Origin of the sequence: Peptoniphilus sp. (genome assembly GCF_022767005.1) — a bacterium.
GTDB lineage: Bacteria > Bacillota > Clostridia > Tissierellales > Peptoniphilaceae > Peptoniphilus_A.
The window spans coordinates 1-16,848 of the sequence record NZ_JALEOV010000092.1; the positions used below are offsets into that span (position 1 = coordinate 1).

Sequence of the window (16,848 nt, forward strand, 5' to 3'; positions counted from 1 at the left end):
AAAAAAGCTCACGAGAAAATCCCATGAACTTTAAAAAATTATTATTAACTTACTGAAATTCTTTTTTTGTGAAAATAATACACTCCAAAGAGAAATAATATAGTTTCTACTGCTAATAGCACTAAAAATCCTATGCCGTTAAAATTAACAAATACATCTCCATTATTCATAAATAATTCCATTTTTGTGAAGAAATCAAAGGTATCTAACAATTTAGTTGCAAATCCTTCTAATATTCCTAGAATTATAAATACTAGAACTGGACCGCCAAATCCAAATCTTCTTAGTTTCTTGCAACCTCCAAGACTTATTGAAAATACTATTCTCGCAATGCAATTAAATAGGAATATTATTGCTATGCCTGCTACTATTAATAAATTTTTTGTTCCAATTTCATTTATTGCACTTGATATTTCACTCCACGAAATTGAAACAGTGTCTGTGCCAGCTAATGTTATGAATACAAAAATTGCTCCAAGATACAAGGTATAAATTGCAAACATCACAAAGTAATATATAAATCTCGAAAATGTCTTTGCTGAAGGACTAATAGGTATTGATTCATAAAATAATGCACTGTCTCCAAAAAATATATTGTAGTCACCAACTATTACTGTTACTGCTGCTGCAAAATAGCCAAAGGATAAGGCCGTAATGCCAATAATAAGTGAACGCACTGCTAAATTGTAATTAACACTACTAAATAGTAATCCAAACACTATAAGTGCAAGGGGTAAAACTGGTATGAACCAATAGTTTTTAAAATGATTTTTTATTTGATGTCCTAATAATTTTCCCATTAAAATACCTCCGTAAAGTAATCTTCTATGCTCATATTTTTTTCACTTCTTATCTCGTCGACTCTTTTATTTATCATAATTTTGCCTTCGGATAAAAATAGCACTCTATCGAGAAGTGGCTCGATTTGATTTATTAAATGAGTTGACACAATTATTAAACTGTCTTCTTTAAAATTATTTAGTATAGTTTGGATAATCATCTTTCTAGCTGATGGGTCAACGCCAGAAATTGGCTCGTCCAAGAGAAATATTTCTGCATCTCTTGAAAGGCTAAGGGCAATTTGCATTTTCTCTCTCATTCCCTTGCTCATTTCCTTTACCTTTGACTTATTTGGCAACTTAAATTCTTCGTAAATTTTATAAAATTTATCCTCGTCAAAATCTTTGAAGAACAATTTGTAAGTATTTACAACCTCTTTTACTGAAAGTTTATCGCTTAATGCAAATTTGTCCGGTTGGTAAGACAAGATGTCTGCAGTTTTATAGGATATTTCTTCTCCGTCTATTAATACGCTTCCCTTATAAGTTTTTTCTAGTCCTGCAAGTATTCTAAGTAATGTAGATTTTCCAGTGCCATTTGGACCAACTAGCCCAACTATTTGCCCCTTATCTAACTCCAAGTTCAAGTCGTCAAGGACTTTGCTTTTGTAGTTCATAGTTAAATTTTTTATTTCTAATTTGCTCATGATTCCCTCCAATATTCATCTAAAAGTGTAAGTGATTTTTCCTTTGTCAAGTTGAGTTCTTCGGCAACTTCAATTAAGTCGTCGCAAGATCTATAAAAAGCTCCCCTTGCAATTTCTTCTATCAAACTTTCATCGTCAGTTATAAATCTTCCCGTAGTCCTATTTGATTTTGCTAGTCCTTCTCTTTCTAGGTCTTGAAGTGCTCTTTGCACTGTATTGGGATTTACGCCATAAGTTTTTGCTAAATTCCTTACAGTGTCCATCTTTTCTCCACTTTTCCACTGACCACTTGAAATTTTTAATTTAAAGTCTTCGAGAAGTTGTAGATAAATAGGTCTGTTGTTATCAAATTCCATAAAACCCTCCTTATATGTAGAGTTATTGATTTTACTTTAGTCTTGACTCCATTAAAATTCTTATTTTTAATCTTATAATTTTTAGTTTGCTTAAATCAAAGATAAATCTTAAACTGCATAATATTAAAATAATTTTTGTACTGTTGTATCAACTCCTTAATACAATAATCATTATATAATTCTCTTTTTAAAATTGCAATAGAAATTTTAAAAAAATAAAATTTTTTTATTTGTAATTTATTATTGTAATTTTCTGAATTTAACCACTTATAGTATACTTTAGCACAGTTTGCTTATCTAATACTTTTATGATAATATGTTAACATCCATTTATATAGGAGGTATTATTTTGGAACTATTTACAATTTTTTTAGTCATGTCGTTGGGTTATCTAATTGGCAGAATTAATTTTTTTGGAATTAAATTTGGAGCCTCTGCGATTTTGATTGTCGCATTATTCTTTGGACATTTTGGATTTGAAGTACCTGCTTTCTTATCTAAAATTGGTCTTGTTTTATTTTTAACGCCTATTGGTCTTATGGCTGGTCCTGATTTTGTAGAAAATATTAAGAAAAATGGAGTATCTTTTCTTTTAATATCATTTATAGCTGCAGTAGTAGGGGGACTTACTATTATAGCTGCTGTTAAGATATTTAAACTCCCTGTTTCTCTTTCCCTTGGATTAGCAACAGGAGCTCTTACTTCAACTTCTATGTTGGGAACAGTAAATGAATTAACAGATTCTATTTTACCAGGCGTTGGTTATGGTATTGCTTATGTTTTTGGAGTTGTTGGAGTTGTACTTTTCGTTCAAATTGTTCCTAAAATTTTAGGTGCAGATAGAGAAGTTGAAAATGCAAAACTTGAAATTCATAGTTCTAAATCTTCCAATAAGAAAATCGTCGATGTTTCTAAACTCATCACAATTGAAAAAAGTGGACTTTTCTCAGTTGCAATTGCAGCATTTCTTGGTATTTTAATTGGAATGATTAAAATTAAAGCTGGCTCTGCTAAAATTTCTCTTGGAAGTGGCGGAGGTTCTTTAATAGGTGGTCTTATTTTAGGACATATTGGAAATATTGGCAGAATTAATCTTCGTGCTAATAAGGGTATCTTATCTGCTATTCGTGATTTAGGACTTGCCTTTTTCCTTCTACCTTCCGGTTTAAAAGCTGGATCTGGATTTGTTGAAGTTGTAAGTCAGTATGGCATAAAACTATTCTTTGTTGGAGTTCTTATGACTCTTATTACTACAATCGTGTCATTTTTACTTTCATACAAAGTATTTAAACTTCCTTTGTTTGGAGCATTGGGAGCAACTACTGGAGCTATGACAAGTGCTCCATCTCTAGGGGCTCTTTTAACAGTTACAGAAGATGACAAAGTTTCTTCTTTCTATGCTGCAACTCAACCAACTGCAACAATTTTTCTGGTATTTTTACCACAAATAATTGCACTTTTAATTGGAATTGACTAAAAATAGTATAGCAAGCAAATATTTTATTGAACTCAAAAATTTTTGCAAGCAAAAACTCCTAAAGTTTTAAGCTCTAGGAGTTTTCTTTATTTTACTTCTTCTTTATTTTTTCTATTCTTTTTATTCTTTACCTTTTTTAGTCTAAAGAAATCTTCTCTTTCCTTTTCTGCCAAAGTATCTTCAATTTCTTTGATAATATGATTGTACTTAGGTATTTGAATTTTATCAAGGGCATTTGCCCTCTTGGCAGTCTTTTTTATTTCATTTGCAAGTCTAAAGACTGATGTTTCAATCTCTGCAAGCTCATAAATGACTGGCAGAATTTCTGAAATATTTATCTTAGCCCTGTCAAAGGCTGCATTAGATTGATGAATGGAATAATCTGCCTTAACTACTTTCTTTTCATATTTTATTTTTGGAAGTTCAAGTCCCATGACTGAACGAGAGATTACTTCGTATTCCTTTTCCAAGGGAGCAGATTCTCCCATGTCTTTCAATGAAAGTGCACCCATGGAAATAGTTGCCATTACAAGTTCAGAATAAGAATCTGCAAATTTTTCTTCTATCTCAGATTGAAGCTTCTTTGCATTTTTATTTAAGTCCATCATTTCTTTAATTAGAACAGTTCTTTTTTTGTCTAGAAGGTCGTAGCCCTTTTCTGCAAGGACAAGTGCATTTTTAGATGCGATTAAATTTGCCTTAGTTGGAGTGACTTTAATTGCCATTCTTATCACCTAAATATTTTTCTTTTAACTTAGGATCAATTCTATCAATCATTTCAGGTGGAAGGATCTTTAATAATTCCCAACCTAAATTTAGTGTTTCTTCTATATCTCTATTTTCATTTTGATCTTGTGTCAAAAATCTCTTTTCAAATTCATCTCCAAATTTTAAAACTAATTTTTCGTCATCGGAAATGTCATCTTCGCCAATGATTTGTGCAAGAGCTCTAGTTTCCTGTACCTTTGAATAAGATGCAAAAAGTTGTGAAGATAAATCTGGATGGTCTTCTCTAGTGTAGCCTTCGCCAATGCCATCCTTCATAAGTCTTGAAAGTGATGGAAGTACATCTATTGGTGGATAAACTCCCTTTGAGAACAAATCACGGCTTACTACAATTTGACCTTCTGTGATGTAACCTGTAAGGTCAGGGATTGGATGTGTAATATCGTCATTTGGCATTGTTAAAATCGGTATAAGTGTTACAGAACCCTTGGAGTCCTTAATCATACCTGCTCTTTCATAAAGTGCAGCAAGGTCAGAATACAAGTGTCCTGGATATCCCTTTCTTGAAGGCACTTCTTCTCTTGATGATGAAACTTCTCTCAATGCTTCTGCATAGGACGTGATGTCAGTCATTATTACAAGAACTTGCATATTCTTTTCAAAAGCTAAATATTCGGCAGCTGTAAGAGCACATTTTGGCGCAATTAGCCTTTCCATAATTGGATCATCTGCATAATTTATATACATTACTACCTTGTCAATTACTCCAGAGTTTTTAAAACTTTCTCTAAAGAAATCTGCTTCGTCGTGTTTTACGCCAATTGCTGCAAAGACAATGGCAAAGTTATTTTCTCCGCCTTCGTCGACAATTTTTGCTTGTCTAACTATTTGAGCAGCGACTTCGTTGTGTGGAAGTCCTGAACCAGAAAATATTGGCAACTTTTGACCTCTAATGAGGGTCATTAGCGCATCAATTGAAGATATACCTGTTTGGATAAAGTTCCTTGGATATTCTCTAGCTGATGGGTTAATTGGTCTACCATTTATGTTATATACGTCCTTGGAATAAATTGCACCGCCTTTGTCAATAGGCTTTGCCGTTCCATTAAATACTCTTCCTAATATTTCTTCTGAAAGTGGAATTTCAAAGGGATGTGCAGAAAATTCTACCTTAGTATTTTTTGTCGAAACACCTAAATTATTGCCAAAAACTTGTACAATTGCCTTGTCGTCGTCAATTTTTATAACTTGACCAATTTCTGAACTTTTGCCATCTTTTGACATTATTCTTACAACTTCACCATAACTAACTCTGTGAAGATTTGAAAGTTCTAGCAATGATCCTTCAATTTTATCAAGTGTTAAATATTCTTTTTTCATTCTACATCACCATAAGTTGCGCTAAGCTCTAAATAAAAATCGTTAATTTCATTGTTTAAGCTTACAAATTTCTTTAAATCTTCATTTTCTATATCGTATTTCATGTTAATTACTTTTCCGTAAATAACATCGTTTTTTATTACTGAAATTGGAATTTTTAGTTTTAAAGCTTCCTTGCCCTTTTCGTAAAGATTATCTATTGTCTTTAACATTTCAAATTGTTTTTCAAGTGGCACAAAGGTGTCAATTGGATTAAAGGCATTTTGTTGTAAAAATCCAACTTTTACAACACGACAAATTTCAAGTACGAGCCTTTCTTCGTCTGGAAGCACATCTTCTCCAACTAGCATTACAATTTCATTTAACTTTGCTTCTTTGTGAAGTAAATCTAAATATTTTATTCTAAGATCTGGCAAATCTCCATCAAGTCTCATGTCGTAGTAATTTTTTAGTAGTGGGATATAACCTGAATAGGAATTCATCCAATTGATTGCAGGATAGTGTCTTGAATAGGCAAGTTCTTTATCTAATGCCAAAAATACATTTACAAATCTCTTTGTATTTTCTGTAACTGGTTCAGAGAAATCTCCTCCAGCTGGCGAAACTGCACCAATAAGAGTTACAGAACCTTCATTGCCTGATAAAGTCTTTACATAACCAGCTCTTTCGTAGAAACCTGCAATTCTTGACGGAAGGTAAGCAGGGTAGCCTTCTTCTGCTGGCATTTCTTCAAGACGACCGGAAATTTCACGAAGTGCTTCTGCCCAACGAGATGTTGAGTCGCCCATTAATGCAACGTGGTATCCCATATCTCTAAAGTATTCAGCCATAGTTACGCCTGTATAAATTGACGCTTCACGAGCTGCAACTGGCATATTAGATGTGTTGGCAATAAGAATTGTCCTATCCATAAGAGCCTTGCCAGTGTTTGGGTCAATTAGCTTTGGAAAATCTTCCAAAACTTCTGTCATTTCGTTACCTCTTTCACCACATCCAATGTATATGATGATATCGGCATCGCAATATTTTGCAATTTGGTGTTGCGTCATAGTTTTTCCAGTACCAAATCCTCCTGGAATTGCAGTTGTACCTCCCTTGGCAATTGGGAAAAATACGTCAAAGACTCTTTGTCCAGTTACAAGTAATTTATCAATTGGAAGTCTTTCCTTAACAGGTCTAGGAATTCTAACAGGCCAGTTTTGGTACATCTTAACTTCATTAATCTTTCCTAATTCATCCTTTACCTTCAATAAAACTGTTTCAATATTGTACTTACCATTTTCGAGAATTTCTACAACTTCTCCATTTATTCCCGGTGGAATCATAACTTTGTGAGTTATGATATCAGTTTCTGGAACTTCTGCAAAAATTTGTCCTTGATGAACTTTGTCGTGTAGTGAAACTTTAAAGGTTACGTCCCAAAGTTTTTCTTCATCAAGGGAAATAAGTCCAATGCCTTCTGGCATAAAGGATCCGTGTTCTTTTTTTATAACTTCAAGTGGTCTTTCAATACCATCGAAAATTCCTCTAATCATTCCAGGTCCAAGTTTTACTGAAAGAGGCGCACCAGTGGAAATAATTTCTTCCTCTCTTTTTAGTCCTTCAGTTTCTTCGTAAACTTGAACTGTGCCAAGGTCGCCATCAATTGAAATAACTTCGCCAATTAATTTTTTTTCGCCAACAAGAACCATTTCTCTGATTTTATAATCAGCCATGTTCCTTCCAATTACTACGGGTCCGTCAACTGATTTAATTATTGCCTTTTCCAATGACTTCACCTCTTTCTTTTAATTTTTCGTGTAACATCGAGCCGATTTCATATCTCATATCCTCTAATTTATTTTTTAAAGACAAATTGATATTATAAGTTTGTTCTATATCAGAAATTATAAATCCGCCAATATGATATTCGAAAAGCTCGTCGATTTTTAGTTCAACGCCCTTTTCCTTTGCAATTTCCTTAAATTTTTTAATGAGTTTTTCATTTTCATTGTTTTTTACATAGAGATAAATGCTTTTTTCATCTATTTCTTCTAAAATATTTTTAAAATTTTCAGCCTCTATATTCACATATTCTTCTGTTTTTGTAAATTCTAAAAGTTTTTGTGAAAGTGTTTCAAGGAGTTCCTTTAATAGTTTTTCATCTTCTTCTAAGAATAAAACTCTCTTTTGCTCTTCAACAGAGGCAATGAGTTCATATCCTCTTCTATTTGCAAGAGTTACTCTTCTATCTATAAAAGCTTCTTCATCTTTTTTTAGAGATTCAATTTTTTCAGCTAAAATCTTTTCAGCCTTTTCTTTTTCTTCTCGAATTCTCTTTTCACACTCTTCCTTTTGCTTTAAAAAAACAATTTTGTTGAATATGGCAATTTTGTTTTCAAGTAAAATCATTTAATCACCTACAGCTTTCACACCGACAGCTTCTCTGACATATTTTAAAATAAAATCATCTTCCATTTTTCCGTCTAGATCAGGAATAGTTACCACTAGGGGAAGTTTCCCCGTAAGTTTAAATTCCAAGACTTCTTCCTTAATTTCTTTGAAAGAAGAGTATGTCAAAATAATTATTCCTATGTCTTCAGTCTTTGTATATGTTTTAAAATTTTTTAATAGTTCAAGTCTGTCATTACATTTAACAGACCTTACGCCTGCAAGGCGAAGGCCGTTAATAATATCTTCATTTGATGTTAAAAGAATTGATCTCATTATAGTCTTCCAAGAATCATAATTGAAATGATAAGACCATAAATAGCAATACCTTCTGCAAGTCCTAGGTAGATCATTGATTTACCAAGAATATTAGGATCTTCTGATACAGCTCCAATTGCTGCAGAACCTACATTTGATACAGCAACACCAGCACCAAGTGATGCAAGTCCAGTTGAAAGACCTGCTGCTAAAAATCCAAGTCCATTACCGCCTGTTGAAGCAGTTGCTGCAGATGCCATTTGTGGTACAAGAGATATTAATCCAAACACAAAAATTGGTGCAAAAACAAATAGGTTTAATTTCATAAAGGCACGTGCAAACTTTTTATTTGCATCTGTTCCCTTGTAAATAAAATAAAAACCTGAAACTACCATTGAAAAAACTGTCAAAACTGCGAAAATAATAATTTTTTCCATCTTTAAACTCCTCTTTAATAAATTCTATCGGCTTCAAAAAGTACGCCGTCACCACTATAATACTTGCTAAACATTTCGTAATACTCAAGTCTTAGAGATTGAATAAATACAATTAGACCTTCAAGTCCTAAAATCAAAATATTGCCAAAAATTAAAACTGCAATATTTCCTCCACTTGAACCAACCATTTCTCCAAGGGTTTTAAATGCCAAGAACAAACCAACATGGTTTATTGCAAAGGCACCAACTCTTATAAAGGAAATAATTGAACTCATAGTAGATAATAAAGCCTCTAGTAGTCCAAAGGAAGACTCAATATAATAATCTGAGGCAGAACCCTCTCCTTCTTTATTAAATAAAATTTTAAGAATAGGTCTTTTCAGTAGCATAATTATTAGACTTATAACTAATATTCCTAAAGAAATATTCATAGGAATAAGAGATTTTGCTCCCATTACATTCATTCCAATATTAATCATCGCTACAAAAATTAAAACTCCCAAAAAACCTTCTTTAGAGAAAAAGGCTTCGTCAGGTTTTCCACTTTTTAATCTATTGTAAATACCTATACCATAAGCTATGGCAAGTAGAATAATGCCAAAATATATTGCAATTACAAGAGTATCATTTATATTCTCAAAAGGTCTGAACCACATTGCTTGAATAATTTCTTCGCTTCCAAAAACTGATCCATACATCAAACCAAAAAACATTGAAGATGCACCCATTCTAAGAAGAAGTCCACCAAAATCTTTGTTTTTCTTTTTTAACATTAGTCCGGCAATTGCAAATACAGCCCCTTGACCCAAGTCGCCAAACATTGCTCCAAAAAGAATCATGTAGGTAATTCCAAAAATTACAGTTGGATCAAACTCGCCGTAATTTGGTGTCCCATACATATTTATTAGTAGCTCAAAGGGCTTGAAAAAATTTGCATTTTTTAATTTTGTCGGTGTCTTCATGTTTTCGCTTTTTGGATCGAAATACTTGACATCAATGTCCTTATATTTAGATAATTTATTTTCTAATTTGCTCTTATCAGAGTCCCCAATCCAACCTGAAAGATAAAAATACTTATTTGATTTAAGCATATATCTCTTAGCTCTTTCAATTCCTTCATAGCTAAGCATGTGAGCAAGAGTAGTCTTTAACTCCTCATTTCTGCTTTCCAAAAGATTTTTCTTATACTCTTCTATTTCAAAAATCTTTCTCTTTACATTTTCCTCTTCTTCTTCAAAGTTCTTATAAATTAAGTTTGCTGTTCCTTCTACGTTTTCTCCTAGAAGTTCAACTTCTGTAAAGTTTAAACTTTTTAATACCCTGTCGACGTCTTTTTCAGTTTCCTTTGGATATATTACAAGGAAAAGTTCACGGTTATCAACAGTTCCTGTGTGATAAATAATGGCAAGGATATTTCCATAGTTTTTCTTTAATCTTTGTCTAGCATCTTTGTCTAGGAAACCAAACCTTGAGTTGAAGTATTTTAAATCTGCAATATCTTTTAAATCAATATCAACATTTTTAAATAGTTCATAGTTTTCTTTTAAAGTATCAAGAATTTTTAAATTTTCCTTGGTCTTTTCGTACTCATTGATTTTGTCACTAATATTTTTGACAAAGGAATCAATGTCTTCATTTATATTTACCTTTTCAAAGTAAGACTCATCAATTTTGTCAAAACCTAAGAAATCCATAATTTCAGCAGCTTTCTTAGCTGTGGACTTATGAGATTCATCTTCTTCAATAGGCGAAATATAATTAAGCTCAAGATTTCTCTCTAAGTTTTCTTCATTGTCCAAACTAAAGGTGAATTTATTTTCTGCTATATTTGCTTCAGTAGACATAAACTGCATACATTTTAAATTCAAAATGTCTAGGACAACTGAATCCATATCATCAATATTGCCAATGATATTAGCGACCTTCATTTTTTCAACGGCCAATTTGTTCACTTCCCTCTCTATCAACAATCATATATTCTAACTTTTCATTTTTATTAAGACCAAATCTAGTACCTTCAAGAATTCTTTCTATGTTGGCAATTTCGTAATCTAAAAGAACCAAAAAACTCATAAACTTGCCTATACCATCGGTCATTCTAAAATTTTTCTTTACAATGGAATACATAGCCTTTTTAGCAGTTCTGCCAGTCACAATAACTCTTCCCTCTGCAAAAAGTACTCCATATTTCGAATTTCTTATTTCTTCTTCAAATTCACTTTCATCTAAGTAAGAAAGCTTAAGAAGCTTTTCTGAATTATAATTTCCACCAAAAATAGTAAAGTTAAAAATTTCTTCTGGGGAAATATTATAATATTTTTTTGCTCTATATATCCAAATAATATTAAGTAAATCAATTTTCACGCCAAAAATTTTCTTAAACTCTTCTACATCATCTTTAGAAAGAGATCTTATTGACTCAGTTAAATTTCTATAATAAAATTTTTCTAAATTCATCTCAATAGAAAAAAGAGCATCCTCGTCCTTAGATGACTTATAATTTTTTAGATACTCATAGTAATGCGTGCCCTTTAAATTTTCTATAAAAGATTCAAAAGTTTCGTCGTTAAAATTGATTTTTTTACCTGAAATTACAAGCTTATCCACCTTTGGTTCTTTGTTCATCCTCAAAGACCTCAAAATCTTGACGATCTTTTCAATGTTTATTCTCTCCAAGTATGCCTTCAAAAAATCAGCATACCTTAGTGGCAAAAATCCGCGAAGTTTTGTAATTTCGCTTCTTCTATACTCTTCTAAAAAGGCTTCAATTTCATAAATATCTGAAAAAGAATCTATATTAGGAAATTTTTTTTCTTTTAAATATGAAAGACAGAATCTAACATTATCACCTTCTGCCATTTTTTCAAAATCCTCATAAACTAAAAATTCTGAATATATTTTTGAAATTTTAGCATTTAAAGCCTTTAAACCGTCAAACATTTGATTTACTTCCAATCACCATGTCAAAGGCATTTTGAATGAGCTTATCAGAATTTTCATTATAAAATTCTTTAATTTCTTTTAAGTTCTTTTCGTTCTCTTTCTTTAAATCCTCAGCTTTTTTTTCAAAATCAGCTAAAATTTCATCACTTTTTTCTTTTCCAATAGCCTTTGACTTCTCTATTGATTCATTTTCAATATCAGTCAACTTTTCTCTCAATTCTTTTTTAATGCTTTCAATTTCTTTTTCAGTATTATCGACAAGTTCTCTAGTCTTTTTATCTATTGCTAAAATACTATCTATGCTTTCTTTCAAAAATATCACCACTCTTTTCATTTCCTTGTGCATTTCTCATTATATTACTTTAAAATTCTAATTCAAGGGATTTACTTTAGATTTGAAAATTTCACCAAAGTTTCACATTCCATATAATGAATAAGAATTTTATATAGTGAAAATTATTATTCATAACTCTTTCCCAATGATTTGAAAATAATTTTCTGCCAAAATATAATTTTTATTAAACTAAAACATTAAAACCTCATTAATCATAAATTTTTAAAATTCATCAATTAAAAAATTTATTTTATAGAAGATTTTAAACAAAAAATTCAAACAAAAAAGAATACCTCTTAAGAAGTATTCTTGGAATTCATTTTTTCATTTCTTTTACTGAACATGCACTGTGACATGAATCGCATCCACAACCGCAGCCATTTTTTTTATTCATTACCTTTTTTACTGCAAAGGCAATTACCAATATTATTACAATGGCAACTAAAATGTTAATTAGACTCATACTTTACCACCTTGTCATTTTTCTTTTCAATCTCTCCGTCTTGTAATTTTGATCTGTCCTTTCTAAACAAAAGATATACGTATACTAATAACACAAGTATTGCAATTCCTGTCATTATATTAAAAGATCCGCCTTCTAATAATCTTCCAAATTGATAAATCATAAAAGCAACTGTGTAAGAAAATGTAATTTGATAACCTATGGCAAATCTAAACCATTTTTTGTTGCCCATTTCTTCTCTTATTGCTCCCATTGCTGCAAAGCAAGGAACTGTAAGTTGATTGAAGAATACAAAGGCAAAAGCCGATGCAACTGAAAATTGTGAAGCTACAAGTGATATCATGTTGCTATCATCTGCTCCAACTTCTCCAATTCCTGCTAAAACTCCATAAGTTCCAACCACAACTTCTTTTGCGACAAGTCCTAAAATTGTGGCAACACTTGCAATCCAGTTTCCAAACCCAAGTGGTGCAAATACTGGTGCAATAGCTCTACCTATTGCTGCAAGAATTGAGTCCCCTCCATCTGATTCAAAGTCCACAAATTCCCCTGTAACTGATATACTTTTTAGTATCCAAATTACAACTGTTGCAAGAAGTATAACTGTTCCAGCTTTTACAACGAAGGCCTTGCACCTAAACCAAGTTGCCTTCAAAACATTATGAGCACTTGGCATGTGATATTCAGGAAGTTCCATTACGAAAGGAGCAGGATCTCCTGAAAAATATTTTGTCTTCTTTAAAATTATTCCTGATATTATTACAGCCAAAATTCCACCAAAGTACCATAGAGGTGCATACCACCAACTACCACCTAAAAAGGCTGCAAACATTGCAATTATATCTAGCTTTGCACCACATGGCATAAAAGATGCAGTCATAATAGTCATCCTTCTGTCATTATCTGACTCAATGGTTCTAGTTCCCATAATTGCAGGTACTGAACAACCAGTTCCCATTAAGATTGGAATGAAGGACTTTCCAGATAAGCCAAATTTTCTGAAAATTCTATCTAGAATAAAGGCAATTCTTGACATATAACCAATGTCTTCTAAGATTGCTATAAATAAAAATAATACGGCGATTACTGGTAAAAATCCTAATACTGCTCCAACTCCTCCTATGATTCCATCAACCAATAATGAAGTCAAGAAGTTTGATGTACCGGCATTTTCTAAAAATCCCCTAAAGTTTTCGCCAATGATTTCTCCAAAGAAAGTATCATTAACCCAATCAGTAACTGGTCCTCCAACATAATTTATTGCCAAAATATAAACTAGGGTAATTACTCCAACAAAAATTGGAATTGCCAAAAATCTATTTGTAACAATTCTGTCGATTTTGTCAGAAGTAGTCATTCCCTTTCTACCTTTTTTAACAGAATCTTTTGTAACTTCTGATACAAAATTATATCTTTCATCTGTGATTATGCCTTCGCCATCGTCGTCGTATTTCTCTTCAGCTTCTTCTATAATTTCGTCTAATCTTCTAATTTCTTTCCCATAGAGAGGAAATTCCTTTAATATTTTTTCGTCTTGTTCAAAAAACTTAACTGCAAGCCATCTCTTTGCGGGATTGTCTTTTATGACGCTAAAATTTTCAATTTCTTTAATATATTTTTCTATTTCACTGTCAAATTCATAACAACAAGTTGTTTTTGAATTAGCGGCTTCCTTTGCCGTCTCAATTAATTTTTCAATATTTTCATTTTTTAGTGCAGAAATCTCAACAATCTTACATCCAAAATTTTTTTCTAGCAACTTAATGTCAATGAAGTCATTGTTTTTTCTAACAACATCCATCATATTAAGTGCAATTACAACAGGAATGCCTAGTTCTACAAGTTGTGTAGCTAAAAATAAATTCCTTTCAATATTTGTCCCGTCAACAACGTCAATTATTACATCAGGTCTTTCATTTACAAGGTAATCTCTTGATACAACTTCTTCCAAAGTATAAGGAGAAAGAGAATAAATACCCGGCAAATCTGTAAAGTGTACGTCCTTATCTTTTTTATACTTACCAGTCTTTTTTTCAACGGTTACTCCAGGCCAGTTACCAACGTATTGGTTTGAACCAGTTAAACTGTTAAATAAAGTGGATTTACCACTATTGGGGTTTCCAGCAAGTGCAATAGTTATAGCCAATTAAATCTCCTCCTTTTCTATCTCTTCAATTGAAATTAACTCAGCATCTGCACGCCTTATGCTAAGTTCATAATTTCTAATATTAATTTGAACTGGGTCACCAAGAGGTGCCACCTTCCTTATGTAGATTTTCGAATTTTTTGTAATGCCCATGTCCATTATTCTTCTTTTTAAAGGGCCAGAGCCATTTATTTTTTTTACAGTATAGTACCTACCAACAACTGCATCTTTTAATGTTTGCAATCCTACATCTCCTCTACTAAAATCTTTTTCGCAATGTCTTTTCCAATTGCAACCCTTGCATCTTTAATAGAAACAATTAAATTGCCATCGTTCTCGTTTACAACTTTAATTATTGCCCCTTTAACAAATCCAAGATTCGCAAGGTGCGATTCAGTTACGTTGCTATTTTTTAAACTTTTGACTTTTAAAATTTTAAAATTTATATTTAAAGGCGCCATTATCAAACTAAGCATCTTAACACCAACTTACTTTTTATAATTTTCAATATTTGAATTTGATTATCAATTTCTTAATTAATTATAACATAGCTAATTGAAAAATAAAATCAATTTAAGCATATTTTTAATTTAATTTTATTAAGATTATTTTTTGAATTTTATTTTATAAGAAACTTTTTAATTTTTTATGTTTAATATTATTTAATAAAATTTTTGAATTTTCATTCTTTAAATTTTGGGTCTAATGTTCATTCATCATTTTTTAATTAATTTAAAATTTCTAAAATTTTTCACCAATAAAAAGTCTTAACTTTTAATTTCAAGAGTATAAAAAAGACAGCCCTTGATAATATCAAAGTAAGCTGTCTTAAAATTTTATTTTATTTCGCCATTTAATGTTCTATAACTAATCCATCCATTTCCAATATTGCACCAAGTTCTTCCATTGGCTCTCCTAGTGTCGTATACGTAAACAGAGTCGCCCTTGTAAAGAGTAAATTCAATTCCATAATCAAATCCCGGTCCACTTCTTACATTGGCTTTTCCTGCAGTTACAAATTGGTAAGTGTCGATTAAGCTTGATGCTTCCACTCTTTTCAATCTTGCAATTTGCGCTTCTAATTCATCAGCTCTAGCCTTTTCCTTTAAAGTTTCACTATTTTCTTCATCTTTTTTGTCGCTATTTTCCTTTTGTGAATTTACATCTTCAAGCATTTTTTTAAATTCGCCATTTTCAGGGTCAACTGCAATGTAAGAATTTAATCTATTAATTGCACTGCTAAAATTATTATTTCCCACTAATTGTGCAATTTCAGATCTAATTGCAGAATAATTCTTTTCAACAAGGGCATCTCTCTTTGACTTTAAATCTTCGTCATCACTTTCAAAATCCTTTAAAAAAGCAAGTGAAGCTTCGTAATCCCTTCCCTCAAATTTTTGATTGGCTTTATTTATTAAATCTTTGGATTCCATGCTCTTGTCTATTTTATTTATTTCATCTAAATATTTTTTATCTGAGGACTTTTCATAAAGTTGGCTGTATTTTTCTCTTGCCTCTTTATAATTTTTTGCTTCTAAATTCGCCTTTGCCGAATTTTCTAATTGCTTAAATTTATGTTTTCCAAATCCAAAATTAAATAAAAGAGAAAAAACAATAAGCCCAATTACCACAAAGGCAAAGATAATTCCCTTTTGTTTTAAGCCCATGGAATTGTCATTAAAGGAATTATTTTTTACAATTTTTTCTTCATCCTCGTAATCATAGTCAAAATCCCTCTCTACTTTTTGAGTTCTGGAAAAATCTAAATTTTCTCTCAAATCATGACCACATTCCATGCAAAATGAGGCGTCTTCTGCATTTTCTTTTCCACAATTTTTACATTTCATTTAAAACCCCCTAACTATTTTTATTTTTCTTAGAGATATCTATTTTTATTTTTTTTAGCTGATGGATAATTTCTTCGTCAAGGGCACTAACTTTTTCTTCCTTTAGTTTTTTTGCCACGTGAATAACTTTGTTTTTTGAGTTTTCAACTTCAGCTTCAAGTTCTCTTGCAGAAATTCTAGTGCCACCTCGAGACAAAATAATTTGCTGCTCCACATTGTCGCTTGTGGCAACACGCACATTAGTGAGCTTTCCTATCTCGTCAAGCTGTCTTTCGATGTAGTGATCCGCTGTCTCAAATTCTTTAGTAAAAATAATGTCTATCCCATCTCTGTGATAAGTCTTGCCGCCTGATTTTTTCACCAAATAAGCATCAAAAACAAGTATTATATGTTCCTTTGTGCTATGAGAAAATTCAATCATTGTGTCTATTAATTCATTTCTCGCATCTTCAAGAGAAATATTTTTTAATTTTATTAAATTTTGCCAGGAATTTATAATATTGTATCCATCTACAAAGAGATAATTTACATCTCTTTTGTACCTGTTCATGTGCCTTTTCATCTT

The 16,848-nt window shown here is 31.6% G+C and carries 19 protein-coding genes; 1 reads left to right on the forward strand and 18 read right to left on the reverse strand.

From position 1 onward, the window contains the following. Positions 1-44: 44 nt before the first annotated feature. Genes MR285_RS06780 through MR285_RS06790 form a run of 3 tightly spaced genes read right to left on the reverse strand, consistent with a single transcriptional unit; the run spans position 45 to position 1,842 of the window. Positions 45-800 (reverse strand): hypothetical protein, encoded by a 756-nt coding sequence (locus tag MR285_RS06780; RefSeq protein ID WP_293559340.1) that lies wholly within the window; start codon positions 798-800, stop codon positions 45-47. Next, on the reverse strand, positions 800-1,486 hold the full coding sequence (locus MR285_RS06785) for an ABC transporter ATP-binding protein (RefSeq protein WP_293559342.1): 687 nt from the start codon (positions 1,484-1,486) through the stop codon (positions 800-802). The genes MR285_RS06780 and MR285_RS06785 overlap by 1 nt, the downstream gene beginning before the upstream one ends. Continuing rightward, entirely contained in the window at positions 1,483-1,842 is a 360-nt protein-coding gene (locus MR285_RS06790; RefSeq protein WP_293559344.1) for a GntR family transcriptional regulator, read from the reverse strand. The genes MR285_RS06785 and MR285_RS06790 overlap by 4 nt, the downstream gene beginning before the upstream one ends. Positions 1,843-2,191: 349 nt before the next feature. Between MR285_RS06790 and MR285_RS06795 the strand changes: the two genes are divergently transcribed. Beyond that, positions 2,192-3,319, forward strand: a complete 1,128-nt coding sequence (locus MR285_RS06795) for an antiporter (protein ID WP_293559346.1) — start codon at positions 2,192-2,194, stop codon at positions 3,317-3,319. A gap of 86 nt (positions 3,320-3,405) precedes the next feature. Here MR285_RS06795 and MR285_RS06800 read toward each other — a convergent pair whose 3' ends face one another. From MR285_RS06800 to MR285_RS06870, 15 genes are all read right to left on the reverse strand, one after another. Beyond that, positions 3,406-4,044 carry a V-type ATP synthase subunit D gene (locus MR285_RS06800; RefSeq protein ID WP_293559348.1) on the reverse strand — a complete coding sequence of 213 codons (639 nt, stop codon included), beginning with the start codon at positions 4,042-4,044 and terminating at the stop codon, positions 3,406-3,408. Then, complete coding sequence (locus MR285_RS06805; protein WP_293559350.1) at positions 4,034-5,425, reverse strand: V-type ATP synthase subunit B; 1,392 nt, start codon at positions 5,423-5,425, stop codon at positions 4,034-4,036. Before MR285_RS06805 ends, MR285_RS06800 begins: the two co-directional genes overlap by 11 nt. After that, positions 5,422-7,194, reverse strand: a complete 1,773-nt coding sequence (locus MR285_RS06810; protein WP_293559352.1) for a V-type ATP synthase subunit A — start codon at positions 7,192-7,194, stop codon at positions 5,422-5,424. Before MR285_RS06810 ends, MR285_RS06805 begins: the two co-directional genes overlap by 4 nt. Beyond that, on the reverse strand, positions 7,175-7,816 hold the full coding sequence (locus MR285_RS06815; RefSeq protein ID WP_293559354.1) for a hypothetical protein: 642 nt from the start codon (positions 7,814-7,816) through the stop codon (positions 7,175-7,177). The genes MR285_RS06810 and MR285_RS06815 overlap by 20 nt, the downstream gene beginning before the upstream one ends. Beyond that, positions 7,817-8,131 (reverse strand): V-type ATP synthase subunit F, encoded by a 315-nt coding sequence (locus tag MR285_RS06820; RefSeq protein ID WP_293559356.1) that lies wholly within the window; start codon positions 8,129-8,131, stop codon positions 7,817-7,819. Next, on the reverse strand, positions 8,131-8,550 hold the full coding sequence (locus tag MR285_RS06825; protein WP_293559358.1) for an ATP synthase subunit C: 420 nt from the start codon (positions 8,548-8,550) through the stop codon (positions 8,131-8,133). The genes MR285_RS06820 and MR285_RS06825 overlap by 1 nt, the downstream gene beginning before the upstream one ends. A 14-nt stretch (positions 8,551-8,564) precedes the next feature. Beyond that, on the reverse strand, positions 8,565-10,502 hold the full coding sequence (locus tag MR285_RS06830; protein ID WP_293559360.1) for a V-type ATPase 116kDa subunit family protein: 1,938 nt from the start codon (positions 10,500-10,502) through the stop codon (positions 8,565-8,567). Next, complete coding sequence (locus tag MR285_RS06835) at positions 10,483-11,490, reverse strand: V-type ATPase subunit (protein WP_293559362.1); 1,008 nt, start codon at positions 11,488-11,490, stop codon at positions 10,483-10,485. The genes MR285_RS06830 and MR285_RS06835 overlap by 20 nt, the downstream gene beginning before the upstream one ends. After that, entirely contained in the window at positions 11,483-11,806 is a 324-nt protein-coding gene (locus tag MR285_RS06840; RefSeq protein WP_293559364.1) for a hypothetical protein, read from the reverse strand. Before MR285_RS06840 ends, MR285_RS06835 begins: the two co-directional genes overlap by 8 nt. Before the next feature lie 337 nt (positions 11,807-12,143). Further along, a complete protein-coding gene (locus tag MR285_RS06845; protein WP_293559366.1) occupies positions 12,144-12,290 on the reverse strand; it encodes a FeoB-associated Cys-rich membrane protein in 147 nt (48 codons plus the stop codon). Further along, the gene (feoB, locus tag MR285_RS06850; protein WP_293559368.1) at positions 12,277-14,436 is read right to left on the reverse strand and encodes a ferrous iron transport protein B; all 2,160 of its coding nucleotides are present in this window, start codon (positions 14,434-14,436) and stop codon (positions 12,277-12,279) included. Before feoB ends, MR285_RS06845 begins: the two co-directional genes overlap by 14 nt. After that, a complete protein-coding gene (locus MR285_RS06855) occupies positions 14,437-14,679 on the reverse strand; it encodes a ferrous iron transport protein A (protein WP_293559370.1) in 243 nt (80 codons plus the stop codon). A gap of 2 nt (positions 14,680-14,681) precedes the next feature. After that, positions 14,682-14,912 carry a FeoA family protein gene (locus MR285_RS06860; protein WP_293559372.1) on the reverse strand — a complete coding sequence of 77 codons (231 nt, stop codon included), beginning with the start codon at positions 14,910-14,912 and terminating at the stop codon, positions 14,682-14,684. Positions 14,913-15,272: 360 nt separating this feature from the next. Beyond that, positions 15,273-16,283 (reverse strand): zinc-ribbon domain-containing protein, encoded by a 1,011-nt coding sequence (locus MR285_RS06865; RefSeq protein ID WP_293559374.1) that lies wholly within the window; start codon positions 16,281-16,283, stop codon positions 15,273-15,275. Between the two features lie 10 nt (positions 16,284-16,293). Next, positions 16,294-16,845: an NYN domain-containing protein gene (locus MR285_RS06870; protein ID WP_293559376.1), complete on the reverse strand. Its 552-nt coding sequence runs from the start codon at positions 16,843-16,845 to the stop codon at positions 16,294-16,296. Positions 16,846-16,848: the final 3 nt, after the last annotated feature.